This is a genomic window from Streptomyces sp. NPDC047017, from assembly GCF_040644175.1.
Classification (GTDB): Bacteria; Actinomycetota; Actinomycetes; order Streptomycetales; family Streptomycetaceae; genus Streptomyces.
Genome location: NZ_JBEYVW010000011.1, coordinates 232,011 through 249,819, shown reverse-complemented (window position 1 = coordinate 249,819; position 17,809 = coordinate 232,011). Strand labels below are relative to the sequence as shown.

The window sequence follows — 17,809 nt, the reverse complement described above, 5'->3', positions numbered from 1 at the left end:
GGGGCCGCAGGCATGGGCTTCCGTCGGGCTCGCCGGCACGGAGGTCGCCGTGGCTGCCGCGCTCCGCGACGAAGTGCACCGAAGGTGACGCGGCCACGGTCACTCGGTGCGCAGCGCTGTCACCGCAGGGACCCTGGCCGCCCAGCCGGCCGGGACCAGCGCGCCCAGCACCGCGAGTACGACGCCTCCCAGTCCCAGCAGGAACAGCCGGACCGGCGTGTACACATCGAGGACGAGTGACGGCATGCCGGTGCCCACGGCGCGCCCCATCACCGGCATGACGAGGCTGTGCAGCGTGTACCCCGCCGGCACGCCCACCAGCGCGCCGGTCACCCCGATCACGGTCACCGAGGAGAGCACGAGGCTCACCGTCTGCCTCGGTGTCATGCCGATCGCCTTGCAGACGCCCAGGTCATGGACGCGTTCCCGGGTGTCGAGGACGACGGAGTTCAGCACGCCGAGGCCGGCCACGCACACCAGCATGCCGGTGAGCAGCACCGCCATCGCATCCATGATGAGGACGACCCCCTTCTGCCCAGCCGGGGCAACGGTCGTGGCGTCGCCGCCCAGCGGCCGTACCGCCGCCGCCAGCCTGTGGGCGTACGCGTCGGCCGAGACACCGGACTTCAACTCGACCAGGAAGGTGGTGGGTTCGGCCGAAGGGAAGTCGGCCATGTCCGCGTGGATCTCCAGTTCGTTGCCGGAGGTGTCGAAGGACTCACCCACGATCCGCAGCTCGGCGCTCTGCTTCTCGTAGGTCACCCGCACCGTGTCACCGAGCTTGGTGCTGGTCCGCTCCAGGAACCGTGTGGGCACCACGACCTGGCCCCTGCCGGTGATCCAGTGCCCGGCGAGCAGCTCGTAGCCGCCGGCGCGTGCGTCGCCTTCGTAGAGACTGGCCCGGACCGAGCCGGAGATCCCGGCCACGGCGACCTCGGTCCGTAGCTTGCCGTAGTACGACGCCAGGCCGGGCTGTGACGTGATGGCGGACCGTACCTTCGACGGGTCGGCGGCCATGGGTCCGGACGGGCCGGCCGCGCTGCCGCCCACGGCGGACGGGCTCGGCTCGTCGCCCGCTACAGGTGGCGGCGGGGGAGGAGTGGCTTCGTTCAGCCTGACCGTCGTGACCGTGATCGCGGCGCGGCTCTCGGGGTCCTGCGAGGCGCCGACCGCGCTCAGGGACGAGGTCAGCCCCACCGCGAAGGTCGCCGCGACCGTCCCGAACGCCACCGCGAGCAGCATCGCCAGGGCACGGACCGGATGCGTGAACGGGGCGGCGAGGCCGTAGGTCACCGGCCGGGGCAGCGGCAGCCGCCCCAGCATCCGGTGCACCCACTGCCCGCGCCCCGAGCGGGGCGCCCGGCCGACCGCGATGGCCTCGACCGTGCGCAGCCTTCCGGCCCGCCGGGCGGGAACCAGCGCCGCGAGCCCCACGACGAGCAGCGCGGCCACCGGCACCGCGACGTCCACCCCCCAGGCCACCGACAGCGAGACGGTGCCGTACACCGACTCCGTGTCCGCCAGCAGCGGCACGGCCAGGAAATTGCCCAGCAGGACGCCCACGGTGATGCCGGCGCCGGCCGGGATCATCGCCTGGGCCACGTAAGCACGGACGACCTCGCCCGGCGTGAAGCCGATGGCCTTGAGGATGCCGATCCTGCGCAGCCCGGTGCCGACCGCACCACTGATCACACTGCTGACGATGACCACCGACATGACGATGCCGAGCACACCGAAAGCCATCACGAACGGAACGGTCGCCGCCGCGCCTTGATCCGCGGCGCGCTTGGTGTCCAGCCAGGACTGCGTACCCAGCAGCGCCCCCGGCCCCACCGAGGCGGCGAGCCTCGCCCGCTCCGCGAGGATCTGCTCCTTCGTGGCCGCGGAGTCGACGCGGTAGAGCATCTGACTCGTGAGGTGCTCGCCCCGCGCGGCCAGCGCGTGGACCTGCGCCGGGACCGTCCAGGCGTCGGCGCTCCTGCCGGCCGACACGGCGAAGCCGACGACCGAAAGGGTCGGGGCGTTCGCCGAGTCCGAAGCCTTGAGGGGGGAGCCGACCCCGACGCCCGGCCCCTCGAACGACGCGCTGAGCACGATCTCGCCCGGTTTCCGCACCCACCGGCCGGACTTCAGCTCCACGCGGTCCACGTCACCGGCCGGACCGGACCGCCCGACCAGGGTCAGCGTCGGCAGGCGGAAGCCCGTCCGGTCCACCGGGCGGAACGCCGTGGAGGGGTACGGCCCCGCGCTCGCGGTGACACCGGCCAGCTCCCCGGTCCGGGCCAGCCGCGCCGCACTCGCCCTGGCCGGATCGAACTGCGCGGTGAGGTGCGCGCCCCGCTGCCGTGCGAAGGCGTGGTCGAAGGGCGCGGACGCGGCGACCATCAACGACCCGGCCACCACGGCCGAGGCCACGGCCATCATCGTGGCCACGGCGACCACGACGGTCTGCACCCGCCGCCGGCCCACCCCGGAACGTACGACCCGGCCCAGCGCACGGTGACCGAACAGGCTCATCGGACCGCCTGCGCGTGCGTGTCGAGGGCGACGTGCCCGTCGACCAAGTGGACCGTGCGGCTCGCGCACGCCTTCGCCAGCGCCAGGTCGTGCGTCACCAGCACGATGGTCTGGCCACCGCGGTGCAGCTCCCTCAGCAGATCGCGGACGTCGTGGCCCGAGGCGGTGTCGAGCGCACCGGTGGGCTCGTCGGCGAGCAGCAGCGCGGGCCGGTTGATCAACGCCCGCGCGATACCCACCCGTTGGCGCTCTCCTCCGGACAGCCGGCCCGGGTAGGCGCGGGCGTGCTTGTGAATGCCCAGCATCTGCATGAGTTCACCCGCCCGAGCAGCTGCCGCTCGCCTGCCGGTCCCGGTCAGCTGGGCCGGCAGCTGGATGTTGTCGGTGACGGTGAGGTCGTCGAGAAGATGGAAGAACTGGAAGGCCATGCCGATGTGCGCGCGACGGAACCTGGCGAGGGAGTACTCGCTCAACCGGTCGATCCGCCGCCCGGCCACGAACACAGTGCCGTCGGTCGGCCTGTCCAGGCCCGCGACGAGATTCAGCAGCGTGGACTTGCCGCTGCCGGAAGGACCCGTCACGGCGAGGGCCTCACCCTTGGCGACACTGAGCGTGAGCGGTCCGAGCACCGGCGCGCCGGCGCTGTCGTGACGCTTCACCACACCCTCCAGTTCGATCACGTGGTCCATGCGGGTCGTCCGTCCTTACGGTCGTGAGAGGCAGGTGTCGTCGCCGGCCAAGGGGGTTGCTCACCAGAGGGGTTGGCTCACCAGCGGGGTTGGGCCACCAATGGGTCGGGCCGACGAAGGGGTTGCCGGCCGTGTCGCTGCCGGCCCTGCGAACCTAGAGGCGGTCGCCCGTCGCGCGCGTCGGCCGCGGAAACAAGATCGGCCCCTCCCCGCGGACGATCCTGGCGCGGACTCCTACCCGAGGAGTAGACCTCGGGGACAACTCCCCGGTCATCAAGGCGGACGCGGGCCGGGCGCCGAGCACAGCACAATGTGCGGATGGAGACGGAAGCCCGGCGCAGCCGACGTCAGAAGCTGACCGACGCGCTGCGCCCCGAGGCGAAGGCGCCCCCGCTGACCGGGCGAGCGGTGCGCGTCGATGCGGTGCTGGCCGTCGTACTGACCGCCATCGCCCTGTTCGTCGCGGTGCGTTACCCCGGCAGCGGACCGGCGGACATCCATCCCCCCACGGTCGACCTCGGGACCGGCGTCCCGGCTCCGCCGCCACCCGGCCCCGGCGAGGCACCCGTGGACGCGAGCCTCCCCCCGGTGCCCTGGGCCCTTGTCGTCCTGTCGACGCTGCCACTGGTGCTCCGGCGCCGGTACGCGCTGACCGTGTTCGTGACCGTACTGGCCGCGACCCTGGCCATCGGCGGCTCCGCCTCCTGGACAACCGTGCTGGCCTGCGTCATCGCTGCCTACAGCGCCATCGTGTACAGCCGTTACCGGACGTTGGCGATCGCCGTTCTGGTGATGGCCGCCGCGTTGTCGGGTTTCGCTTTCCGGGACGCGGACCCGGTGGTCCCCGGATGGTCGAGCCCGGGATTCGTGCTGCTGGTGGCCGGGATGCTCGCCAGCCTGGTCCGCTTCCTGCAACTGCGGTTGGCGGCCAGCCGGGACCGGGTCACCGAATTGCAGGCGGCCCAGGAGGAGGCCATGCGCCGGGCCGTGGCGGAGGAGCGTGCCCGAATCGCCGCCGAACTGCACGACGTCGTGAGCCACAATGTGAGCGTGATGGTGATCCAGGCGGGCGCGGCGCGCAAGGTGATGGATGTGGTGCCCGAGCAGTCCAAGGAGGCGTTGCTGGCCGTCGAGGCGGGCGGCCGGGCAGCGATGGCCGAACTGCGGCACGTGATGGGCCTGTTGACGGCCCCGGACTACGAGCGTCCTGACGGCCTGGAGCCGCAGCCCGGACTCGCCCAGCTCGACGCGCTGATCGCACGGGTACGGGCCGCCGGGACGCCCGTGAGCGTCGGGATGTCGCTGCCGCCGGAGCCACTGCCACCGGGAGTGGACCTCGCGGCCTACCGCGTCGTGCAGGAGGCGCTGACCAACACGATCAAGCACGCGCGCGGCGCGGAGGCGTCCGTCTCCATCGCCCACACCGACGACGATCTGGAGATCGAAATCACGGACACCGGCGGCACCAAGGACTCCTCACCGGTGGAGAGCAGCGGCCGCGGCCACATCGGGCTGCGCGAGCGGCTGGCCGTCTACCAGGGCGAGTTGACGGCCGAGCCGACACAGTCCGGCGGCTACCGGGTCACGGCACGCATCCCGAGGAGCGCGGAATGACAGCGGACAGGCCACCACTGCGCGCCGTCATCGCGGACGACCAGGCTCTCGTACGTACCGGCTTCAAGATGATCCTGGCCGCGGACGGCATCGAAGTGACAGCCGAGGCGGCCGACGGGGCCGCGGCCGTCGCCGCGGTCCGCGACACACGGCCCGACATCGTCCTCATGGACATCCGGATGCCGGAGATGGACGGCATCGAGGCCACCCGGCGCATCCTCGGGAGCGAAAGCACGCGGGAGACCCGGGTCATCATCCTCACCACATACGACCTCGACCACTACGTCTACGACGCGCTCACGGCCGGCGCCAGCGGGTTCCTGCTCAAGGACGTCACCCCCGAACACCTGGTCGCCGCCCTACGCCTGGTGCAGTCCGGCGACGCGCTCCTCGCGCCCACGATCACCCGCCGGCTGATCGAGCGCTTCGCCCGCCACGACGCGCCGCAGACCATCGCCCCGCACCGCGATCTCTCCATCCTGACCCCGCGTGAACTCGAAGTACTGCGCCTGCTCGCGACGGGCCTCAGCAACGCCGAACTCGCCGCCCAGCTGTTCCTGAGCCCGACCACGATCAAGAGCCACGTCGGCCGCATCCTGTCCAAGCTGGACCTGCGCGACCGCGTCCAGGCCGTCGTCTTCGCCTACGAGACGGGCCTGATCGCCCCGGGCCGGGGAGCAGCGGACGTATCACCTCGGCCTATATGACGTGCTACTTCGCCGGAGGGGCGATCGGTTCAGCCCTGGCCGGCGTGGTGCACGCTCACGTCGGCTGGAACGGGGTGCGCACCCTCGGCGCCGGGCTCTTCCTGCTGCGGTGCCTGGCGGGCACGGCCGACGCGCCGAGCGTACGAAGTTGGGGGCGCCGCCGGAGCCGGCTGCTGGACCTGTGGGCCGTGGCGAGCGCCGGCATCCTGGGCGGTAGTGGGTACGTGACCCTGGTCGTACGGGACCGAGTGACTGCCGGGTGCGGGAACCGAGGCGGCCGGGGGCCGGTCAGTGCGGGCAGTCGGGCGGGCGGTGTTCACGCAGAGAGGGAGATCTGATGACAGAGGCGTTGGCGGCCGCGGCCCGGAACTACTGGGTCGACCGCAACACGCGGGACTACGACGCGCTCCAGCGCCGTGCTGTGGGCGCGCGGAACCTGGCGTCTGTCATCGATGCAACAGCCGATGCGCTTGTCGAACGTGGCATCGATCGCTCCTGGGTGCGGGTGGGCCCTGCCGCGCATCTGCCGAGTTCCTTCGGTCTGGGGAAAACCCGCTGGGACATCGTCGTAGCCAAGGACGAAATTCCGCTCGGAGCCATCGATTTCACTCCACTTCCCCGGATCTCCGCCTCGAAGAACTTGGCGAACCGGATCCACGAGCTGGCGTCACGAGCCTTCTTCGCGCGGAGTTCTCATGACCACGGTGGGTTGCCGCCGCAGCTCGGGCTCTTCATCATGCTGGAGCAGGGCGAAAGCACATACGTCCAGCCGAGGCTCGAAGAGGCACTGAACCAGTTCCGCGGTGATGAGCTCTACGACGAGATCGCCTACACCTGCTACGCCGATGGGGCCGTGCGGGAACCGAACGCAGAGATGACCGTGCGGCGGTTCATCGACCGGTTCAGCCGTCGCCTGCTCGCACGTGCCGTGGGGCCGCTGGAGGAAGTACCACCGATTCTGGGGCGCTACCGCGAGGTGATCGAGGCCGCGCGCGGAGTGAAAAAGGACTACGCCCTGGAGCGTATCCCCAAGAAGGGCGGCCAAGCGGAAGTTTTCCGGGGCGTTCACAAAGCGTCGGGCATGGAGGTCGCGTTCAAGCGGCGGATCTCGCCGGGAAAGAAGGCGGCCGCCCGGATGGGACGTGAGATCGAGATCTCCCGTATGTTGCACGAGCATCCGCATGTCATGCCGGTTCTCGACTTCGACGCCGCACATCAGTGGTTCGTCATGCCGCTGGCCGAGGCGACCGCGGAAGAGCAGGCCCTTCAGCTGGAGGACCCGAAGCAGCTGACCGGCATGATCAAGGCGGTGGCGTCCGTTCTGGCCGAGGCCCACCGGCACGGCTGGCGCCACCGCGACCTCAAGCCGTCGAACATTCTCCTGCTGCACGGGCGGTGGACGCTGGCCGACTGGGGCACTGTGCGGCGGGCCCGTGGCCGTACCACCTTCATCGGCCGCACCGGCGCGTACATAGGCACCCTCGGGTTCGCTCCGCCTGAGCTGTCCGTCAAGCCGCATGACGCCGTTCCCGCATAGGACATCTACAGCCTCGGACGCGTGGCCGCGTGGGCCCTCACCCGTGAATGGCCGCAGGCGAACATTCCACTCCTGCCGCCGCAGGAGCCGTGGCGGAGCATCGTCACGCGAGCGACACAGCATGAGATCGAGCGGCGGCCGCAGAGTATCGACGAGTTCCTGGCCCTGATCGACCAGGCATACGCCAAGCACCGTCGCGGACCCAACTGATCTGTTGGGTCGGGGACGTGCGCAGGAGCGCCGGGTACGGAGAGACCGTGGCCCCTGACGCTGGGTGCTGTCAGGCCAGGAATTCCAGCAATCGGTTGTTCAGTTGTTCGGGTGCGGTGAGTGGCAGGGAGTGGTGGGTGGCTCCGGGGAGTACGGTCACCTCACCCTGGGGGAGGGTCCGGCGGGCCCGGGCGGCGACCTTCTCGGCCTGGTGGGCGCGACTGTGCTCCGCGAGCAGGACGAGGGTCGGCATGGGGAGGTCGGCGGCCCGGGGGCGGGGACCGGGGAACAGCTTGCGGCCGGGCACCGTGGTGGCCAGTGCGTAGAGGCGCTGCCAGGTCTCGTCCGGGTGGGTGCCTGCCGTCTCCCAGGCCAGGAAGGCGCGGGCGCGGGCCTCGCTCGGGCGGATCAGGGTGGGCAGCGCGCGCAGCAGGTAGCCGGGGTGGAAACCGGCGAAGACCTGGGTGGGGTCTATGAGAGCGAGGCGGTCGACGCGTCGGGGCGCGTGCAGGGCGTACCGGGCGGCCAGCAAGGCACCGTAGGAGTGACCGCACAGGCGCGTGCGGGCGAGCCCGAGACCGTCCAGGAGTGCGTCCAGCCAAGCCGTCATGTCGTCGGCGCTCTTGAGCGGTGTGCCCCGGCGTTCGGTGCGGCCGGCGTCACCCATCAGATCCACCGCGTGCACCCGGTGCCGCGCACCGAGGGCCGGCGCGTTGGCGAACCAGGCGAGGCCGGTGGCCGAGCCGCCGGGCAGCAGCACCAGTGGGCTGCCGTCCGCGGGGCCGTACACATGGATCCGAGTGCGCCCGTACGGCGTGGCGACATCGCGTTCCTCGGTGGACTCGGGCCAGAGGGCGCGCAGCTCGTCGTAGGCAACGGCGAAGGCGGCACGGGACGGGGACAGAGACATGAGCATTCCCCTCGATGGGCGATAATCTCGTTCAGCGAGATATTATCGCCGGATCGAGGGGAGTGTGCATGGACGATCAGAGTCCGGCGATGGGACTGGTTCACCTGCTGCGCGCGGTCACCGTGGAATTCGACCTGCTGGCCGCCGAGTTCGCGGCGCGCCACGGGCTGCATCCCACCGATGTACGGGCGTTGATCCAACTGCTGGACGCGGCACGCGGCGGTACGCGGGCCACGCCCGGCCGGCTCGGGGAGCAACTGCGCCTGAACTCCGCCGGGACCACTGCCCTGGTGGACCGGCTGGAGCGGCTCGGACTGGTTCGGCGCAGCAGGGACACGGCAGACCGGCGGCGCGTCCTGCTGGAGGTGGAGGAGAAGGCCATGGACCTCGGATGGAGCTTCTTCGGATCGGTGATCGGGGAGGTGGTGGTGGCCGCGGAAGGCTTTGAGCAGGGCGAGTTGGAGACGGTACGCCGCTTCCTGGCCGCGGTGCTGGAGGCCACCGGGCGGGCGCGTACCGCGTGACGGCCCCCTTCCTTCTGTCCGCGTCCACGCTCACCTACCCGGCCGCGAGACCCGGCGCAGTGGCGAGCGGAGGTCGCGGAGGAACGCGGTGATGTCGTCGGCGAGCAGGGCGGGTTCCTCGTGGGCGGCGAAGTGGCCGCCGCGGGGCATGTGGGTGTAGCGCGTCAGGTGGTAGGTGCGCTCGGCCCAGCTGCGCGGCGGTCGGGCGAGGTCGGCGGGGAACAGGGCGAGGGCCGTGGGGACCTCCACCCGCCGCACTCGCCGGGTCAGGTGGTGCGCGTACTCGTAGTACGGCCGGAAGGACGTGGAGATCGTGCCGGTGAACCAGTAGAGGGACGCCTGGGTGAGGAGGAAGTCGTCGCTGAAGCGTGTGGACAGGTCGCCTCCGCAGTCGCTCCACGCGCGGTACTTCTCCGTGATCCAGGAGAGCAGCCCGGCGGGTGAGTCGGCCAGGGCCGGGGCGAGGGTGAGGGGGCGGGTGTTGTGCTGGTGCATGTAGCCGCCTTCCTCTGTCTGCCAGGCCGCGGTAGAGGCGAGGAAGGCCGTCTCCTCGGGGGTCAGCGAGGCCGGGTCGGCGTCGGCGGGGGCCGCGGCGGCGAGCAGGTGGATGCCGACGACCGCCTCGGGGTGTGCCTCGGCCAGCCGTGAGGTGATGCCGGCGCCCAGGTCTCCGCCGTGTGCCGCGTAGTGGCGGAAACCGAGGTGGTCGTGCATCAGCCGGTGCCAGAGGTCATGGGTCTGCTCGGCGTCGGTCAGGGTGGGGCGTTGGGGGGAGAAGGCGAAGCCGGGCAGCGAGGGGACGATCACGGTGAAGGCGTCGCGGGCGTCGCCTCCGTGGCGGGACGGGGTGGCCAGTCGTTCGGCGAGCGTGGTGAGTTCCAGGACGGTGCTCGGCCAGCCGTGGGTGAGCACGATCGGCAGGGCGTCCGGGTGTTCGGCCTCGTAACGGAGGTAGTGCACCGGTGTGCCGTCGATGTCGGCGAAGTGGGAGGGCAGGGCGTTGACGGCGGCTTCGTGGGTTCGCCACGCGTAGTCGGTGGCCCAGTAGCCGACGAGCCGGCGGAGTTCGGCCGTGTCGGTGCCCGCCTCCCAGCCGTCGACCGGCCAGGGTTCGGGCCACCGGGTGGCACGCAGCCGGGCACGGAGGTCGTTCAGGTCGGCGTCACTGACTTGGATGAGGGGCGCGGCGGTCGACAAGGGTGCTCCTTTTCTTTGTTCGTGGCCTGTTCTTTTTCTTTGTCCGTGGCCTGCGGGGTGGTGCGTACCGCGCCCGCGAGTGCGGGGGAGGCGGCTATGACGACGGCGATCGCCAGCAGGGCCGGTGCGAGGCCGGTTCGGTCGGCGAGGGTTCCGATCAGTGGCGGGCCGCAGACGAAGCCGCAGTAGCCGATCGAGGTGATCACCCCGACCCGGGCGGCCGCGCGGGCGGGATCGTCGGCGCCGGCACTCAGGCCGAGGGGGAAGCCGAGTGCGGCGCCCGCTCCCCACAGCAGTGCGCCGGCGAAGCCTGTCCAAAGCCGGGGTCCGGTCGCGAACAGGGCGATCCCGAGGCAGGCGGTGGCGGCCGCCGCGCGCAGTGCACCGGGTCTGCCCAGGCGGTCGATGAGCAGCGGTCCCAGCCAACGGCCCAGTGTGAGCGCCGTGAGGAACGCGGCGTAGGCGAGGGTGCCGACGGCGGCGGTGGCGCGGTGGCGGTCGATGACGGCGAGGCTGATCCAGTTGCTGCCCGCGCCTTCCGCCAGCGCGAAGGCGAGAGCGAGGAGACCGAGGGCGACCGTGCGCGGGTCGCGCCATGCCTGTGATCCGGCCGCTCGCGCCTTCCCTCGCGGTACCCGTGCCGTGTCAGCAGCAGGCCGTGGGAGGAAGTGCCGGGCGGCCGCGGGTGTCAGCAGGGTCACGAGCACGGCCACCGCGCCGAGGTGCAGGCTCACCGGTACGCGCAGGACCGTCATGAGCGCGCCGAGGCAGGCGCCCGCCACGGTGCCGAGGCTGAACCCGGCGAAGAAGCGGGGCATCAGGGCGCGCCCGAGCCGACGTTCGAGGGCGGCGGCATGCACGGCGACCGCGACGTCCCAGAAACCCGTGGCGGTGCCCAGCACGAAGAGTCCGGTGAGGAGCAGCGGTGGCCAGAGGGCGAAGCCGACGGCCACCGCGCCGAGTCCGGCGCCGACGAGCACGGCCACCGCGGTGACGGCCCGGCGCGGCCCGACGCGTGCGACGAGCGGGCCGGCCAGGGGCAGTGCCACCAGGCCACCGACCGCGAGGAGCAGCAGGAGAAGGCCCACCGACGCGGCGTCCAGATCCAGCCGGTCGCGGAGTTGCGGCAGGCGGGACGCCCACGACGCCCCGGCCAGGCCCAGCAGGGCGAACACCAGGTGGGTCGACCGTACGGCGCGCGTGGTCTCGCGGGCGTACGGGTCCCCTGGGGGCGTGTTCACGCAGCCGGTCCGGCGGCCGGGCCGAGTGCCTGCACGATGGCTGCCCGTGTCACCTCGCGCGGTTCCGGCTCCGTGGACAGCAGCGCGTGCATGATCATTCCTTCCAGGAGGGCGTCGAGACGGGCGGCGGTCTCCGGGGTGGTGAAACGGGCCAGCACCGCCCGGCTGGAGGCGGTCCACCCGTGGGTCAGCGCGCGCAGCGCGGGATCGCGCAGTGCGGCCAAATGCAACTCGAAGCCGAGGACCGCGCTGCGGTACCGGGACGGCACTTCGCTGACCTGCTCCACCAGCACGTCGATCAGGTCCTCGCGCGACGCCACCCCGGTGAAGAGCGCCTCGTACTCGGCGGTCCGCTGCTCGACGTACCAGGCGAACGCGTGCGTGCGCAGTTCGGCCAGGCTCGCGAAGTGGTACGTGACGGAGCCCAGCGGTACGTCCGCACGGGCGGCGACCTTGCGGTGCGTGAGCCCGGCGACGCCGTCCTCGACGAGCACCTCCAGCGCGGCGTCGAGCACGCGCTCCCTGCGCCGCGGGTCGTACCGGCGCGCTCGGCGCCCTTCGTCGGCCGCTGTCGTCCGCCCGTCGGGTATCTCCGCCTCATCCATAAGAACAAAAGTACACTACGTAAGGAACAGATGTTCTTATCTGTTGAGGCTGGGCCGGCTGGGCCGGCTGGGCCTGCGGAGCTGCTCAGGCCGCGGTGAAGCCGCCGTCGGCGGCGAGCACGGCGCCCGTGACGAAGGCGGACCGCGGCGAGACGAGGAAGCACAAGACCTCCGCGATCTCCCGGGGCTGTGCCACCCTGCCCAGCGGATGGGCGCCGGCGAAGGAGGCGAGATAGGCGCGGCTGTCGGGGCGGAAGGTGTCGAGGAAGTCGGTCTCGACGACGCCCGCGGCGACGAGGTTCGCGCGGATGCCGAGAGGACCGCCCTCCAGCGCCAGCACCTTGGTCAGCTGGGCCAGAGCGCCCTTCGACGCGCTGTACGCGGCTCCCTCGGGCAGGCCGACCGTGGACGCGTAGGAACCGGTGCTGACGATGGCTCCGCCACCGCCGCCCTCCTCCATGGTCCGGAAGGCCTCGCGGGCGAAGAAGAAGGCGCCGCGGGCGTTGACGGACATCACGCTGTCCCAGTCCTCGGCGGTGGTCCGCGTGACGGGCTTGTTCAGGGTGCGACCGGCGTTGTTGACCAGGATGTCCAGTCCGCCGAAGGCATCGACGGCGGACTGCACCGCACGGGTGGCCGTCTCTTCCTCGGTGACGTCGCCGGTCACCGTCAGCACCCCGGGGAACTCCTCCCGCAGGGACGCGAGTTCGGGCCGTACGTCGAGGGCGACGACGCGTGCGCCGCGTTCGTGGAGGAGTGCCACGGTCTCCTTGCCGACACCGCGCGCGGCGCCTGTGACGAGGGCGGTCTTCCCGGCGAACTCGGCTGCTTCGGGGGGTGGGGGCGTGGAAGTCATGCGGTACTCCCTGGTGGGGTGGGGGTGAGGGGCCGTGCTGTCAGTGGTCGCGGTCGGGGGCGGGGCTGTCGGTTCGGTGCCGGATGAGGAGGGTGCCGGTCAGACCGGCCAGCACGGTGGCGACGATGACGGCGGTGCCGGGGCCGTAGCCCGCCAGCGGGTGGCCCGGGTCCGACCGCTGTCCGGCGTCGACGACCGCGGTGACGAGGGCGAGGACGACGGCCCCGCCGATCTGCATGAACGTGTTGAGCAGGGCCCCGGCCAGCCCCTGGTCCCGGTCGGGCACCCCGGCCACCGCGCTCATGTTCAGCGCGGGGAACGTCGCCGCGGTACCGATCCCGTTGACGATCATGACCGGCAGGACCACGGTGAGGAAGGGACTGTCGGGGCCGATGCGGAAGAACAGCGCGTAGGACAGCGCGAGGAGCAGCATTCCGGCGGGGATCATCCGGTGAACGCCGAACCGGGCCGCGAGCCGTCCCGCGTACGGCGCGAGCGCACCGTTGGCGAGGCCGAGCGGGACGAAGGCACCGGCGGTCCACAGCGGTGACCAGTCCAGCACGTTCTGCAGGTAGAGCGTGGCGAGGAACGCGAACGACGTGTAGGCGCCCCACATGGCGAAGATCGTCAGGTTGGTGCCCGCGGTCGCGCGCCCGGTGAGGAAGTGCAGGGGGACCAGGGGCCTGCGCGACCGGGACTCGACGCGGAGGAACAGCACGAGCAGGCCGGCTGCCGCGGCGACGAGGACGAGGGTGCGGACCGACAGCCAGCCGTGCGACGGAGCCTGCGTGAGGGCGTAGACCAGGAGCACCAGGCCGCCGGTGGCCGTCAGCGCGCCGGGAACGTCGATCTTCTCGCGGGTGCTGCTCCGGGCGCCGCCCCGGGGACCCGCCGGGAGCAGACGGCGCCCGGCGAGGAACGCCACCACGGCGATGGGCACCGGGAGAGCGAAGACCAGCCGCCACGAGAGCGCGGTCAGGACGCCGCCGAGGACGAGGCCCCCGACGAAGCCGCAGGCGCCCGCGGTGGCGTACCACCCCAGGGCACGGCCACGCCGCGGGCCCTCCGGCCGGCCGGTGGTGATCAGGGAGAGGGCCGCCGGGGCCAGGAAGCCCGCGGCCACGCCCTTCACCAGCCGTGCCGCGATCAGCAGGGCGCCGGTCGGAGCGAGCGCTCCCAGCACGCTGACCACGCCGAAGACGGCGACCGCGGTCAGGAAGGCGCGCCGCCGGCCGAACAGGTCGGCGACCCGGCCGCCCAGGAGGAGGAATCCGCCGTAGCCGAGTGCGTAGGCGGAGACGACCCACTGCAGGGACGCCGACGCCATGCCGAGGTCGCGCTGAATGGCCGGCAGGGCCACGCCCACGTCGGACAGGTCGATGGCGTCCATGAAGTGCGCCGCGCACAGGACCAGCAGGGCCAGGGTGCCGGGCGCGGGAGACGCCTCTGGGCCGGCTCCGGCCTCATGGGCGGGTGCGGTGGCGAGTTCGCGGGTCTGTTTCACTGCTCTGCCTTCCTCCGGTGGCGGTCGGGCGGGTTGGTGGAGGGACGGCTGTGCGGGGCGGGGGCGCTTCCGCCTCCCTCATGAGCGCTTCTCCTCTGAGGGCTTCTCCTCGCGGTACAGCACGAGGTGTTCGTGGTGGAGCACGCCGTCCCGGAGGTCCCCGGTGGCGGTGAATCCGGTGTCGTCGACGTAGTCGAGGTGGTCGCCGGTCACGGTGTACCGGCCCGTGTACGCGCTGCGCCGATCCCCTCGGGCCTCGTCGTAGCGGCCGTCCGGCAGCAGCTCCTGACGGATGTGACCGTCCGCGGTCACCCACATGCCGACCACATCGGCGTTCCCGGGGCTACGGTCACTCCGCGCGTCCTGTGTCATCGGGTTTTCCTTCCTCGGTGAGCGGTGATGTGCTGCGGTGGTGTGCTGCGTGACCGAGTCTGCGCAGGTCAGCGAGGGGGTACCAGGGTGTTCTCTGCCTGGGTGCGACACACCCAGGAAGCAGGCCGGGCCACCGCCTAGCCTGGAGGGCATGGACGACAACCATCTCGGGGAGTTCCTGCGCGCACGCCGCGCCGCCCTGCGGCCGCAGGACGTCGGCATGGCGAGTCACGGCGTACGCCGGGTCGCCGGGCTGCGCCGTGAGGAGGTCGCCGTCCTGGCCGGAGTCAACGCCGACTACTACACCCGGCTGGAGCAGGGCCGCGAGCGGCACCCCTCAGCGCAAGTGCTGGACGCTCTCGGCCGCGCGCTGCTCCTCGACACGGACGCCCGCGCCCACCTGCACCGCCTGGCCGGGGTGTCACCCGAAGGCCAGGACTGCGTCCAGATCACCGAGCGGGTCAGCCCCGCGCTGCGACAGCTGATGGACGGTTACGCGCACACCCCGGCGTTCGTGATGAGCCGCACCCTCGACCTGCTGGCCACCAACGCCCTGGCCGACGCGCTCTACGCCTCCTTCGCCCCCGCGGACAACCTGGCCCGCATGACCTTCCTCGACCCGGCGGGACGGCAGTTCTACCAGGACGGGGACCGGGCCGCGCAGGCCGTCGTCGCCAATCTGCGCCAGGCAGCCGGCTTCGATCCCGAACACCCGCGCCTGCGAGACCTCGTGGACACGCTGACCGAGCACAGTGCCGCATTCCGGCGCCTGTGGGCGCAGCACGCCGTGCGCGGCAAGACCCGGGACGCCAAGCAGCTCCTTCACCCGGACGTCGGCCCGCTCTCCCTGACGTACCAGTCCTTCGACGTCCGAGACGCGCCGGGTCAGCAACTCGTCATCTACCACGCCGAGCCGGGCAGCCCGTCCGCCCACGCACTGGCCCTCCTCGGCTCCCTGCACGCCGGCGGGCGGCAGACGGCGCCCGACTCGGCCGGGCAGTGAGTTCCGCCCGCTGCGAACGGTTCGCGCTGTCCCACAGTTCGCCGCTGTGGGTCTGGACGAGGGCGCTGATGTGGGTCAGGGCGTCGCTGACCGGCTGCGGGCCTATGCGTCGACCGTCCCGCAGACGCAGTGCGACGAGGTGGTCAGCGGCTTCCTCGGCGCCGATGACGGCTTGGTGGGGAACGAGCCGGGCCTCTCGTACGCGGGCGCCCAGACTGCCGCGTTCCGGACCGGCGATCTCGGCGCGCAGCCCGAGGTCGGCGCATCGTTCGGCCAGCGCTTCGGCGTCCGGCGATTAGGTCTCGGAGACCGGGAGGATCGCGAGCTGGGTGGGGGCGAGCCAGGCGGGGAAGGCACCGCCGTGCTGTTCGACGAGATGGGCGACGGCTCGCTCCACCTGGACGGTGGAGAGGGTGGACTCCCGGCCGGCACAGTCGGTGACCTGGACGTCGATCTTGGGGCCGTAGAACGCGGCCTCGCCCTGGGCAGCCGCTTGTTACCCTTTCCGATCATGCGAGCCCTCTTCCCAGGATCCTTCGACCCGGTCACTCAAGGGCACCAGGACGTACTCCGGCGCGCTGCCCTCCTGTTCGACGAGGTCGTCGTGTGCGTGATGTTCAACGCGAACAAGACGGGCCGCCTCCCCCTCACCGAACGGCTGGACCGGCTCCGCGCGGCAGCGGCTGACCTGAGCAACGTCACGGTCGACTCCCACACCGGCCTGCTGGTCGACTACTGCCGCCGAGCCGGAATCGACGTCGTCGTCCGCGGAGTCCGCGGCGTTCGGGACCTGGACTACGAGATGCCGATGGCCCGCATGAACCACGAGCTGGCCGGAGTCGAGACGTTCTTCCTCGCTGCCGACCCCGCCCTGGCCCACGTCTCCTCCACACTCGTCACCACGATGAACCGACAGGAATGACCTGCGCTGCGCTCTACCGTCGCTCGCGCGCGTAGTGCGAGTAATGGCGGGCCAGGGCGTGGAAGGCTTCCTTCGGCTCCCAGTGCCAGTCGGAGGTGGGGTCGAACGGGCGGTCCTGGACGGTCCTGGTGATCGCGTAGCTCGCCATGTCCAGGTCGTGCAGCGGATCGCCGGGGCGGTGCGGGGCGTCGGGGGTCACGAACTCGAATGCCATCGCCGCGTACAGGCCCAAGGACGTGAAGACGTCCAGGAGTCGCGCGAGGTACGCGGCCTGGGTGTGCTCGCTGCGGATCAGGTGGCCCTTGATCTCCTCGGGGTGCTTGTCGTGGTCCACCACGTCCCAGCCCATGCCGGCGGTCTCGGGCGCCCCTACGTAGGCGCAGGTGCCGAACTCGGTGATGGCCAGCGGCTTGCCCCACCGCAGGTGGCGCCTCAGCTCCCGGACGTAGTCGGCCCGGTCGGGAAAGCAGGAGTAGTAGTCGATGCCGACGATGTCGAAGAGCCGCCAGTCGACCTCGTCGTCCTGGGCCGCGGCATAGCTCAGCCGGCCGTGGAAGACGGAACGGCCGACCGTCGCGGCCTTCGTCGTGAACCGGTCCAGGCGGCGCCGCATCGCGACGGGGTCCACATGGCCCTCCTGGAGATTCCGGATGCGTTCGAAGACGTCGGCGCCGGGCACGATGCCCGGCACGAACAACCAGAACTCGCAGCCCACGCTCAGTTCCACGGCGGCACCCTGCCGGCGCAGCCGCTCCGCGAACCGGCCGGTCTCGGCGAGATGTTCGAGAACGTCCCGCTCGGGCACGTCACCGAGGGTCGGCTGGAGCCAGACACGCAGGCCCCGTTCCGCGGCCTCGGCGGCCGTGGCCGTGAGGCGTTCCACGCCGTCGCCGGTGACGTCGACGGTGTCGGCGTGCAGCCGGTCGCGGATCGCGCGGATGTCCTGCCGCATCCGCGCCGTGCTGAACGCGGTGCCCGGCGTCTCCCCCTCGCCGACCGTGTAGACGACGCCGCGGTGGCGTAGGCCGGACCGCGCCTCGGCCGCCCGCGCCGCGCCCGCGGGGGCCACGGTCGCGGTCAGCCCCGCGGAGGCCATGCCGGCCAGGAACCGGGCCCGCGTGAGGCCCCGACTCATGTGCGTACGATCATCAGGCTTCTGCATAGGGTCACCCTGCCCGGGGGCCATCGGACAGCGCTGTCCGGCGATGGTCTACGGTGGGGGGCCGACGGTCTATGACCCGATGCCCGAAAGGTGTCGATCGGGCGCCCTCGCGACCGCCCGGTGGTACGAGACCCAGGCGACGCGGCTGCGCCCCCCGCCCGGCACGCACCCGGGAACGGCTCCTGGAGAGTCGTTGTGATGGACGTCACGCGAGCCGCGTCGGCGTTTCCTGTTGTCCG

General features: G+C 71.6%; 17 protein-coding genes and 1 pseudogene. 7 read left to right on the top strand and 11 right to left on the bottom strand.

Going from position 1 to position 17,809, the window contains the following annotated elements; genetic code table 11:
* Positions 1-99: 99 nt before the first annotated feature.
* Positions 100-2,517 (bottom strand): FtsX-like permease family protein, encoded by a 2,418-nt coding sequence (locus ABZ858_RS20530; RefSeq protein WP_361380167.1) that lies wholly within the window; start codon positions 2,515-2,517, stop codon positions 100-102.
* Positions 2,514-3,206, bottom strand: coding sequence for an ABC transporter ATP-binding protein (locus ABZ858_RS20525; RefSeq protein ID WP_361380164.1), 693 nt, complete (start codon positions 3,204-3,206; stop codon positions 2,514-2,516). The genes ABZ858_RS20530 and ABZ858_RS20525 overlap by 4 nt, the downstream gene beginning before the upstream one ends.
* A gap of 318 nt (positions 3,207-3,524) precedes the next feature.
* On the opposite strand from ABZ858_RS20525, the gene ABZ858_RS20520 reads away from it, so the two are divergent.
* The 4 genes from ABZ858_RS20520 to ABZ858_RS20505 all read left to right on the top strand — a co-directional run bounded on the left by ABZ858_RS20520 (position 3,525) and on the right by ABZ858_RS20505 (position 7,274).
* Positions 3,525-4,820: a sensor histidine kinase gene (locus ABZ858_RS20520; protein ID WP_361380161.1), complete on the top strand. Its 1,296-nt coding sequence runs from the start codon at positions 3,525-3,527 to the stop codon at positions 4,818-4,820.
* Positions 4,817-5,527 (top strand): response regulator transcription factor, encoded by a 711-nt coding sequence (locus ABZ858_RS20515; RefSeq protein WP_361380158.1) that lies wholly within the window; start codon positions 4,817-4,819, stop codon positions 5,525-5,527. The genes ABZ858_RS20520 and ABZ858_RS20515 overlap by 4 nt, the downstream gene beginning before the upstream one ends.
* A gap of 337 nt (positions 5,528-5,864) precedes the next feature.
* On the top strand, positions 5,865-7,064 hold the full coding sequence (locus ABZ858_RS20510; protein WP_361380155.1) for a hypothetical protein: 1,200 nt from the start codon (positions 5,865-5,867) through the stop codon (positions 7,062-7,064).
* 21 nt (positions 7,065-7,085) lie between these two features.
* Positions 7,086-7,274 carry a hypothetical protein gene (locus ABZ858_RS20505; RefSeq protein WP_361380152.1) on the top strand — a complete coding sequence of 63 codons (189 nt, stop codon included), beginning with the start codon at positions 7,086-7,088 and terminating at the stop codon, positions 7,272-7,274.
* A gap of 70 nt (positions 7,275-7,344) precedes the next feature.
* Here ABZ858_RS20505 and ABZ858_RS20500 read toward each other — a convergent pair whose 3' ends face one another.
* Positions 7,345-8,184 carry an alpha/beta fold hydrolase gene (locus ABZ858_RS20500; RefSeq protein WP_361380149.1) on the bottom strand — a complete coding sequence of 280 codons (840 nt, stop codon included), beginning with the start codon at positions 8,182-8,184 and terminating at the stop codon, positions 7,345-7,347.
* A gap of 89 nt (positions 8,185-8,273) precedes the next feature.
* Here ABZ858_RS20500 and ABZ858_RS20495 point away from each other — a divergent pair, with 89 nt between their 5' ends.
* A complete protein-coding gene (locus tag ABZ858_RS20495; protein WP_361380146.1) occupies positions 8,274-8,708 on the top strand; it encodes a MarR family transcriptional regulator in 435 nt (144 codons plus the stop codon).
* Positions 8,709-8,738: 30 nt separating this feature from the next.
* On the opposite strand, the gene ABZ858_RS20490 is transcribed toward ABZ858_RS20495, so the two are convergent.
* The 6 genes from ABZ858_RS20490 to ABZ858_RS20465 form a co-directional block, all read right to left on the bottom strand.
* Entirely contained in the window at positions 8,739-9,905 is a 1,167-nt protein-coding gene (locus tag ABZ858_RS20490; protein WP_361380142.1) for an epoxide hydrolase family protein, read from the bottom strand.
* Positions 9,860-11,146 carry an MFS transporter gene (locus tag ABZ858_RS20485; RefSeq protein ID WP_361380139.1) on the bottom strand — a complete coding sequence of 429 codons (1,287 nt, stop codon included), beginning with the start codon at positions 11,144-11,146 and terminating at the stop codon, positions 9,860-9,862. Before ABZ858_RS20485 ends, ABZ858_RS20490 begins: the two co-directional genes overlap by 46 nt.
* Positions 11,143-11,751, bottom strand: coding sequence for a TetR family transcriptional regulator (locus tag ABZ858_RS20480; protein ID WP_361380136.1), 609 nt, complete (start codon positions 11,749-11,751; stop codon positions 11,143-11,145). Before ABZ858_RS20480 ends, ABZ858_RS20485 begins: the two co-directional genes overlap by 4 nt.
* A gap of 85 nt (positions 11,752-11,836) precedes the next feature.
* Positions 11,837-12,607 (bottom strand): SDR family oxidoreductase, encoded by a 771-nt coding sequence (locus ABZ858_RS20475; RefSeq protein WP_361380133.1) that lies wholly within the window; start codon positions 12,605-12,607, stop codon positions 11,837-11,839.
* Between the two features lie 40 nt (positions 12,608-12,647).
* Positions 12,648-14,111 (bottom strand): MFS transporter, encoded by a 1,464-nt coding sequence (locus ABZ858_RS20470; RefSeq protein ID WP_361380130.1) that lies wholly within the window; start codon positions 14,109-14,111, stop codon positions 12,648-12,650.
* A gap of 78 nt (positions 14,112-14,189) precedes the next feature.
* Positions 14,190-14,483, bottom strand: coding sequence for an Atu4866 domain-containing protein (locus ABZ858_RS20465; protein WP_361380127.1), 294 nt, complete (start codon positions 14,481-14,483; stop codon positions 14,190-14,192).
* 151 nt (positions 14,484-14,634) lie between these two features.
* Here ABZ858_RS20465 and ABZ858_RS20460 point away from each other — a divergent pair, with 151 nt between their 5' ends.
* Positions 14,635-15,486 carry a helix-turn-helix transcriptional regulator gene (locus ABZ858_RS20460; protein WP_361380124.1) on the top strand — a complete coding sequence of 284 codons (852 nt, stop codon included), beginning with the start codon at positions 14,635-14,637 and terminating at the stop codon, positions 15,484-15,486.
* A gap of 28 nt (positions 15,487-15,514) precedes the next feature.
* Here ABZ858_RS20460 and ABZ858_RS20455 read toward each other — a convergent pair.
* Positions 15,515-15,976: pseudogene (locus ABZ858_RS20455) on the bottom strand (His/Gly/Thr/Pro-type tRNA ligase C-terminal domain-containing protein); the annotation flags it as partial.
* Here ABZ858_RS20455 and coaD point away from each other — a divergent pair.
* On the top strand, positions 15,863-16,408 hold the full coding sequence (coaD, locus tag ABZ858_RS20450) for a pantetheine-phosphate adenylyltransferase (RefSeq protein ID WP_361380235.1): 546 nt from the start codon (positions 15,863-15,865) through the stop codon (positions 16,406-16,408). The pseudogene ABZ858_RS20455 and the gene coaD overlap by 114 nt on opposite strands.
* Positions 16,409-16,421: 13 nt before the next feature.
* Here the strand turns inward: coaD and ABZ858_RS20445 are convergent, their stop codons facing one another.
* Positions 16,422-17,543 carry an abortive phage infection protein gene (locus tag ABZ858_RS20445; RefSeq protein WP_361380121.1) on the bottom strand — a complete coding sequence of 374 codons (1,122 nt, stop codon included), beginning with the start codon at positions 17,541-17,543 and terminating at the stop codon, positions 16,422-16,424.
* Between the last annotated feature and the right edge of the window lie 266 nt (positions 17,544-17,809).

Coding starts and splice junctions, on each gene's coding strand:
- ABZ858_RS20530 (WP_361380167.1), bottom strand. CDS start 2,517: ATGAGCCTGTTCGGTCACCGTGCGCTGGGCCGGGTCGTACGTTCCGGG.
- ABZ858_RS20525 (WP_361380164.1), bottom strand. CDS start 3,206: ATGGACCACGTGATCGAACTGGAGGGTGTGGTGAAGCGTCACGACAGC.
- ABZ858_RS20520 (WP_361380161.1), top strand. CDS start 3,525: ATGGAGACGGAAGCCCGGCGCAGCCGACGTCAGAAGCTGACCGACGCG.
- ABZ858_RS20515 (WP_361380158.1), top strand. CDS start 4,817: ATGACAGCGGACAGGCCACCACTGCGCGCCGTCATCGCGGACGACCAG.
- ABZ858_RS20510 (WP_361380155.1), top strand. CDS start 5,865: ATGACAGAGGCGTTGGCGGCCGCGGCCCGGAACTACTGGGTCGACCGC.
- ABZ858_RS20500 (WP_361380149.1), bottom strand. CDS start 8,184: ATGTCTCTGTCCCCGTCCCGTGCCGCCTTCGCCGTTGCCTACGACGAG.
- ABZ858_RS20495 (WP_361380146.1), top strand. CDS start 8,274: ATGGGACTGGTTCACCTGCTGCGCGCGGTCACCGTGGAATTCGACCTG.
- ABZ858_RS20480 (WP_361380136.1), bottom strand. CDS start 11,751: ATGGATGAGGCGGAGATACCCGACGGGCGGACGACAGCGGCCGACGAA.
- ABZ858_RS20475 (WP_361380133.1), bottom strand. CDS start 12,607: ATGACTTCCACGCCCCCACCCCCCGAAGCAGCCGAGTTCGCCGGGAAG.
- ABZ858_RS20465 (WP_361380127.1), bottom strand. CDS start 14,483: ATGACACAGGACGCGCGGAGTGACCGTAGCCCCGGGAACGCCGATGTG.
- ABZ858_RS20460 (WP_361380124.1), top strand. CDS start 14,635: ATGGACGACAACCATCTCGGGGAGTTCCTGCGCGCACGCCGCGCCGCC.
- coaD (WP_361380235.1), top strand. CDS start 15,863: ATGGGCGACGGCTCGCTCCACCTGGACGGTGGAGAGGGTGGACTCCCG.
- ABZ858_RS20445 (WP_361380121.1), bottom strand. CDS start 17,543: ATGAGTCGGGGCCTCACGCGGGCCCGGTTCCTGGCCGGCATGGCCTCC.